Here is a 7,240-nt window from a genome sequence, read left to right as displayed (position 1 = left end):
CGTCGCCGTGACCGGCGGCCCCGTCGGTGCCATGGCGAGGACGAGGCCGCCGGTCACGGCGACGACAGCGGACGCCTGCGCGGCGGGACGGAACGAGAATCGGCTCGGGGCGCGGTGGCGCCCGGGGGTCTTCGTGGACACGCGGGTCTGGCCTCTCCAGACGCCTGCGAGGTCAGCTGTCGGGTTCGGGTGGGAGTATCACCCGGCCTCCGCCTGCTCCCCCGACTCGACGACCCCGTGTCGACCGGTGGAACACACGGACGCTTCACCCCGAGGGGCATCTCTCGACGCCCCGAAGTGGGTCCCCCGCTCCTGCCGTGCGGTCTGTGGATCTCCGCGATGGCGGCAGGATTCGGCGAGCCACCCGGAGAACTGCCCCGTCGGCAGCGGACACGAATCTACACACCCCCGGCGGGTATGTCACGTGCTGGTCAAGAATTGGTCACGGATCTTCCTCGCGGGAGAAAAATAGTCCCGGCGGCGACGTATCAGGGAGGGCACGGCCCGGTCCTCTCCGATGACACAGCGGCGGCCACAGACGGGCGACGACGATGATCTACCGCAAGGGCAGGACCGAGCGCATCGTGCGCGGACAGCAACAGCGCTTCTACGGCGACCACCTGGTGGTGGGACTGCCCCATCTCGGGCTCGTCCTGCACCAGCTCGACACGTGGGGCGCCAGTCCTCGCGTCGCAGACGAGGACGAGCGCCTCGGCCTCGCCCTCGTCTGCCTCGAACCCTCCGCTGCCGTGAGCAAGGTGCGCCGACAGTTCCGGTCGTGGGTGAACGAAGCCGTGGCGCGCGCCGAGGATGCGGGCGCCGAGGCTGCTGACCTGGACCTCACCCTGGTCTGCCTGCGACGCCTCTTCGCGCAGCGGTATGCCGGGTGGTTGCCTGCGCTGGGAAAGAACCGGCTGCTGGAGCGGGTCACCGGCTCGTCGGTGGTGCCCGTCGGCTCGAGCCCCGGTGACGTGCTCCCCCGGGGGCGGTTCCCCGGCAACGGCGCGCGCGTGGGGGTGGTCGACTCGCGGCTGCGGCCCCACCCATGGCTTGACGGGGCCGTGATCGCCGCCGCCCGAGACCTGGCCACGGCGGACGGAACCAGCGACCGAGGGGACGCGGACCACGCGACGTTCGTGACGGGTCTGGTGCTGCGGCAGGCTCCCGGAGCCGTCGTCGACCTGCGCGCCGGTCTCCGGGACGACGGGACCGCCGACGGATGGTCGCTCGCTAAGGATCTGGCCGACCTCGGGGCGCGGGACACCGACGTCATCCAGCTCAGCGTCGGCTGTCGCACCGACGACGGCCGTCCCCCGATGGTGCTGCAGGAGGCGGTGCGCGCCGTCGGCCCGCGGACCGTGGTGGTGGCCGCAGCCGGCGACCACGGTGGACCCGCGTCGGACGGGATGGCACCCGCACCGGTGTGGCCGGCGGCAATGGAACGTGTCGTCGCCGTCGGCGCGCTCGACGGGGAAGCGCCGGCCGACTCCACCCCGGACGCGCCCTGGGTCGACGCCCTCGCGCCCGGGGCCGACGTCGTGAGTACCTGCGACGTGCACCGGGATGGCACCGGTGGCCTCGGCCGGTGGGGTGGCTCCGCCTTCGCGGCCGCCGCCGTCGCCGGCGCCATCGCTGCCCGGGTCAGCGACGGGGTCGACGGTCCGACTGCCTGGAGGGACCTGGCCGAGACCTCGAAGAGGGACCATGTCGGGCGGTCCCTCGTCGGCCTGCGCCGCCCGTCGGGCTGGCCGGCCGATGGACGACCAGGGCGCGCCGATGAGTACTGAGAGCGACCAGAGGCATGACCAACGCACCCCGACGGACGTCCTCGTCAGGTCTGCCGCAACCGGTGACGAGGCGGCATGGCAGGAGCTCGTCCTTCGCTACGTGGCGTTGGTGTGCGCGATCTGCCGCCGTTGCCATCTCTGCGAGGCCGACACGGCCCACGTCACGCGCGTGGTGCTCACCCGTGCCCTCGGCCACTTGTCGGAGCTGACCGGGCCCGGGGCGCTGCCGGCATGGGTGGCGGCCACGACCCGGCGAGAGTGCCTGCACCTGGTCCTGCGCGCTGCCGACGAAGTCGAGTTCGCCGACGCGCAGAACTAGGAGGCGGTCCGCGCCGCCCTGGCCCGGCTCCCGGCGCACTGCCGCCGCATGGTGGGGCTGGCGTCGCACCCGACCCGCGTGGACCGGGTGGCCTGACCGGAAAAGGACAAAACTCGGCCGGTGGACCGCGTTCACGGTGCCCACCGGCCGGTCGGGTCTGGAGTGGCGGCTCAGGCGGCCAAGCCGTGCTCCGGCACGCTGGTGGCGACCACCGTGGCGGTGCCGTGCAACAGTGCGTCGGCGCTGACGGTCGCATCGAGCCCGGCCAGGAGGGCCAGGACGACGGAGCCGACCACGAGGAGCGCAGCAGCACCGTTCACGAGGAGGACGGGAGCCATGACGGCGAAGAAGACAGCGGCCACGACGCCGAGCGCCAGCCGGGCTCCGTGCACGTTGCGCACCTTCACGTTGGTCATTCCTGTTGCGTCAGTACGCATTGGTTCTGCCTCCTCTGGGATAGATCGTTGTCGTGGGTTGCCCCGCACCATGGTATTTGGTACAACAGGCCCCTCCGGCGCCGGATTTCCCCTGTTCAGAGTGATTTTCGCCACAACTCGGTCTGTCGCGCGGCCTCCTCGGGCTCTAGCTGACCTCTACACGACGCGGTGGTGCTGCAGCAGCCGGAAGGCCACCAACCCCGGCAGGATCGGCAGCCAGAACGTGAGCAGCCTCGAGGCCAGCACCGCCGCGACCGCTTCTCCCGACTGGATGCCGATGGCGGTCAGTCCCGCCACCATCGCCGCCTCAACCGTCCCGAGACCTCCGGGTGTCGGCGCCAGCTGCCCGAGGGTCGCCCCGACGATGTAGACCGACATCACCGCCACCACGGAGAAGTCGGGAGTGAAGGCGCGCAGCGTCGCCGCCAGGCCGAGCGCCTGGAAGACCAGGAACGCGACCGACCCGACGAGCAGCTCAGTGGCGAGGACGGGATGGCGCAGGGTGGGCAGCAGCTCGCGGACCAGCTCTCGAAGGCCGCGCAGGGCTGGGCGCAGCAGCCGGCGGCGACCCCAGGGGGACGCGAGCACACCCGCCACGATGGCGATCAGCACCAGCACGACGATGATCACCCATTCGCTGGGCACGGCCAGGGAGCCGATGGGAGCGGCGGCCCCGATCGCGAGCACGCCGAGCAACGTCAGGATCCCGGTGACCAGACCGTGCACCGCCCGGTTGAGGAAGAGGACCGCCACGGCCCGCGAGCGGCGCAGTCCGAGCCGTTCGAGGTAGACGATGTTGATCGCGTAGAAGCCGATCCCGGCCGCGGTGGTACGACCGGTGAAGGTGGCCGCCAGCTGGACGGCTGTGGTGCGCCAGAAGGGCAGTGGGGTGGGACTCGAACCGATCAGGCTCACCGATGCCGCCACGATCGAGAGCACGCCCATCGCGATGGCCACGCCCAACCAGATCCAGTGCGCGTCCTTCAGCAGCGTGAGGACCTGCGGCAGGCTGGCCACCTGCGGGAGCAACAGGTAGATCGCCAGGCCGACGGCCAGCATGATCGCGACGGTGGTCGCGCGCACCGGCGAACGGAACTGCGGCACCTCGCAACCGAGCTGGTCGGCCAGCCTTTCGCGCAGGTCGGCGAGCAGGGTCCGTTCGTCCTCGAGCTGCCGGCGCATGCGCCGGCGCAGCGCCAGCGGCTGCAGGCAGGGCAGCACGCGCTCCAGGTCCTCCTCGTCCAGCGTCCGCTGCGCGCTGTCGACGGCGCGGGTCACCCCGACCACGGACGCCAGTGACACCAGCACGTCCGCGAAGTCCTGGGGCCTCCCGGCAGAGGGTCCACCCACTCGGCTGAACGTGAAGTCCGTGATGCGCGGCTGCCCCTCGGCATCGACCAGGATCGTGTCAGCACGCAGGTCGTGGTGCGAGATCTGGGCCTCCGCCAGGGCCCGCACGTCAGCCCAGATGCCGTCCAACAGCTCGTCGTCGACCTCGCGGGACGCCAAGGTGGACAGTCGCCGCCCCGGCACGTGCCGCATGATCAGGAAAGGCGGTCCGTGCTCGAACTCGCCGGCCAACAGGACCGGGACCGTGCCGATGCCCGCCCTCTGCGCCAGCAGGTTGACGTAGGCCTCGTGCTCGACCTCGTGCCGGGTCGTGGAGAGTCTGGGCTCGAACTCCACCTCCAGGGACGCGAGCAGACGGCGCAGCCGGTAGGTGGGGCCGGCCACGCGGTGCAGCCGACGGACGATCTTCATCCGCAGCGGCTCTCCGTCAGTGGTGACCACCTCGTACTCCAACGGGTGCAACCAGGTCCGGGCGACCGGCGAGACGCTCTTCACGTGCACGCCGGCCCGTTCGAGGACGAGCACCAGGCCCGCCTCCGTGGTGCGCCGGCCCGGCGCCCCCAGGACGAGGTGGAACAGTGTGCCGCACCCCCAGCCGAGGACCGCGCCAGCGAAGATGCCCAACGGCAGGTGGTTGCCGATCACGTCCCCGGCGGCGCCCACCAGGACGACGGCAAGCCACCCGAGTCGTGCCGGACCCCGGCGCAGGTAGGGCGCGGCGACGGTGACGAGGGCAGCGGCCACGGCCGTCTCCGGCGAGGGAAAGGCGAAGCCGGCCGACCCCGGCTGGTGCAGCATCGTGGCCACTTCCGAGCTCGACAACGGTCGTGGCCCCACCAGCCAGGCGATGACCCAAGCCAGCACCCAGCCCAGCGCCGCCGCTGAGGTGAGGGCCACGCCCATGCGGATCCGGCCGACATACAAGGCGATTCCCGCAGTCACGACGATTCCCGGCCAGGATCCGGCCCAGCCCACCACCCGAAGGACGCCCTGCAGCCACTGCGGCAGCTGCTGCACCTCGTTGAAGATGGCCAGCTCGACCGGGTTGACCCCAGGCGTTCGAGCGATCGCGAGGCAGAGCAGCACCACGCCCGCCGAGATGGCCAGACGCACCACGTCGGCCGGGTGCCGGCCGATCGTCATCCGGAGGCGGGCATACCTCCCCGGGCGCGCCGAGGACTTCTCGGCGTCAGGTTCGCTGCGCCCGTTCACCACCACCCTCTGGATGCTGCTCCCCCGCGCCGGATACCTCAACCGGAGGGTCGCTCTCAGCCGTCGGACGAACCCTTGGCCAGGGACTCCTCGATGGCCCGCACCAGCCGCGGTCGAAGCTCGTGACCTGCGATGACGGCATCGACGGAGCCGACTTCGACCGCCCGGTGGATGCTGTGGATCCCGTCGAACTCCGCGGCCACCTCACCGAGCTTCTCCGCCCGCACGCTCGCCCTGAGCTCGACCAGCTCCGTCGCCAGCCCGGCCTTGTGCGCGTCGACCGCGCCCGCCATGCGGGTCTCGAGCTCGTGCACCCGCGGGTCCGCCGCGGTGCGGCCGTCGACCACTCGGGAGAACACCACAGCCGCCGCGGGAGCACCGCCGATCACGGACGCGAACGATCCGTCCACGGCCAACACCGTCATCTGCGGGTTGAGCGCCTTGGAGAAGACCACGAACGCACCACCGTGGTAGCGAGAGACCACGCAGAAGACGATCGGGCCGTCGAAGTTGACGATGGCGCGACCGATCTCGGCGCCGTACTCGAGCTGGAGGTTGCGCAGTGAGTCGGGCGAACCGTCGAACCCGGACAGGTTGGCGAGGACCACCACGGGCCGGTTGCCACTGGCCGCGTTGAGGGCTCGGGCGACCTTCTTGGACGACCGTGGGAACAGCGTGCCGGCGGTGTAGGTGTCGGGGCCGTCGGTCGGCGGGAACCCGCGGCGGGGCACCGACCTGGACTCGATCCCGACGAGGCACACCGGCCAGCCGCCGAGGTGCACGTCCTGCACCACGGCGGTGTCCGCGTCGGCCATGCCGGCCCAGCGCTCGAGCACCGGCAGGTCCTGGTCGGAGACGGCTCGCATCAGCGTCCTGATGTCGAACGCCTTCTTGCGGTCGGGGTTTGACGTCGCCGAGAAGATCTCGCCGACGGTCGCGAACTCACTGTCGGGTATGTCGTGTGGATAGCTGGAGACGTCACGGTCGATCGGGTCCGTGGTCGGCGCACGGCGCGGACCGGACTCGCCCGGCACCAGGTAGCTGTGGTCGTAGTGGGACATCAGGATGTCCCGGGCGCCCGCGAGGTGCGGCGCCCAGTACTGCGCCTCCCCGTTGGGACCCATCACCCGGTCGTAGCCGCCGATGCCGAAGTTGTCCTCGGCCGATACCCCGCCGGAGAAGTCCAGCGACTGCTTGCCGGTGAGCACCATGGCGCTGTCCGGCGTCATCACAAGGATTCCCTTGGTGTGCATCAGCATCGTCGCCTCGGCGTTCCAGTAGGGCTGGGCGCCGACGTTGATGCCGGCCACCACGACGTTGATCTCACCGCCGGCCTGGGTGAACAGCACGATCCGCTTGAGTGCCCGAGCCACCCAGTCCATGTTCTCCGTGCCCGAATCCATCGAGATCCTGGCGCCGGCGGACAACGCGAACCACTCCACGGGCAGCCCTTCGAGCTCGGCGAGGTCGATGGCCGCGATGATCCGGGTGCACTCCGGCTCGGACACGGCACCGAGCGCCTTGATCGGGTCGCCGAGGAGCACGACCCGGGTCACGCCCTCGGGATGACGATCGGTGGGCGTGGAGGCGACGCCCACGACGATGCCGGCCTTGTTGAGGCCGGCCGGGCGCTCGACCGGGGCGAGCTGGCCCTGGTCGTCGAGGTCGTGCTCGACGAAGGAGCCGCCCCGCCCCGCCAGCATGCCGGCCAGCTCGTAGGGGTAGACCGTGCCGCGGCGCCGTGCCCGAAGCACCTTCTGGTCGTAGTCGTCCAAGGGCTTGAGCAGGTCGCTGGGGGCGTCCTGCACCGCCGCCACCACACCCGCTCCAGGCTCGTAGGAGAACCGCACCGCGAGCGGGCGGTCGGCCCCGTCCGGGCCGGTGATCCGTCCCTGGGCGAGCACCTCGGTGATGCCTGCGCCGGCGGTGAGTGGCGCGATGGTCCGCTGGAGAACGCCGATCTCGTCCAGGCCGGCATCCACGGTGGGCCAGATGTGCAGCCACACGTGGTTCATGTCGAGGCGGCTGCCGGCCGGCCCGCGCTCCGTCCGCACCCGGCGGATGGCCTCCAGGCAGGCGGCGATCGCGCGCTCGCCGTGCGGCACCGAGGTCACCTCGCCCTCGGCGTTGCGGGT

5 protein-coding genes and 1 riboswitch are annotated in these 7,240 nt (G+C 71.2%); of the genes, 2 read left to right on the top strand and 3 right to left on the bottom strand.

Annotated elements, in window-relative coordinates:
• Positions 1-152 precede the first annotated feature (152 nt).
• Positions 153-358: riboswitch (cyclic di-AMP (ydaO/yuaA leader) on the bottom strand.
• Positions 359-551: 193 nt separating this feature from the next.
• Both FRW57_RS14675 and FRW57_RS23295 read left to right on the top strand, forming a co-directional pair.
• On the top strand, positions 552-1,787 hold the full coding sequence (locus FRW57_RS14675; RefSeq protein ID WP_152186338.1) for a S8 family serine peptidase: 1,236 nt from the start codon (positions 552-554) through the stop codon (positions 1,785-1,787).
• Entirely contained in the window at positions 1,777-2,106 is a 330-nt protein-coding gene (locus FRW57_RS23295; protein ID WP_162529369.1) for an RNA polymerase sigma factor, read from the top strand. The genes FRW57_RS14675 and FRW57_RS23295 overlap by 11 nt, the downstream gene beginning before the upstream one ends.
• Before the next feature lie 170 nt (positions 2,107-2,276).
• Here the strand turns inward: FRW57_RS23295 and FRW57_RS14665 are convergent, their stop codons facing one another.
• The 3 genes from FRW57_RS14665 to FRW57_RS14655 all read right to left on the bottom strand — a co-directional run.
• The gene (locus FRW57_RS14665) at positions 2,277-2,522 is read right to left on the bottom strand and encodes a hypothetical protein (RefSeq protein WP_152186336.1); all 246 of its coding nucleotides are present in this window, start codon (positions 2,520-2,522) and stop codon (positions 2,277-2,279) included.
• A gap of 177 nt (positions 2,523-2,699) precedes the next feature.
• Positions 2,700-5,111 carry a flippase-like domain-containing protein gene (locus tag FRW57_RS14660; protein WP_137122646.1) on the bottom strand — a complete coding sequence of 804 codons (2,412 nt, stop codon included), beginning with the start codon at positions 5,109-5,111 and terminating at the stop codon, positions 2,700-2,702.
• A 50-nt stretch (positions 5,112-5,161) separates the two neighbouring features.
• Positions 5,162-7,240, bottom strand: a 2,079-nt coding sequence (locus FRW57_RS14655; protein ID WP_275263149.1) for a carboxyl transferase domain-containing protein, incomplete at its 5' end; no start/stop codon positions are given.

This window comes from Segeticoccus rhizosphaerae (assembly GCF_009192725.1).
Lineage (GTDB): Bacteria > Actinomycetota > Actinomycetes > Actinomycetales > Dermatophilaceae > Segeticoccus > Segeticoccus rhizosphaerae.
The sequence above is the reverse complement of the archived record's forward strand: the minus strand, read 5'-3'. Positions and strand labels throughout refer to the sequence as shown.

Excerpts from the sequence above, each read along its gene's own strand:
- FRW57_RS14675 (WP_152186338.1), top strand. The coding sequence starts at position 552 with ATGATCTACCGCAAGGGCAGGACCGAGCGCATCGTGCGCGGACAGCAA.
- FRW57_RS23295 (WP_162529369.1), top strand. The coding sequence starts at position 1,777 with ATGAGTACTGAGAGCGACCAGAGGCATGACCAACGCACCCCGACGGAC.
- FRW57_RS14665 (WP_152186336.1), bottom strand. The coding sequence starts at position 2,522 with ATGACCAACGTGAAGGTGCGCAACGTGCACGGAGCCCGGCTGGCGCTC.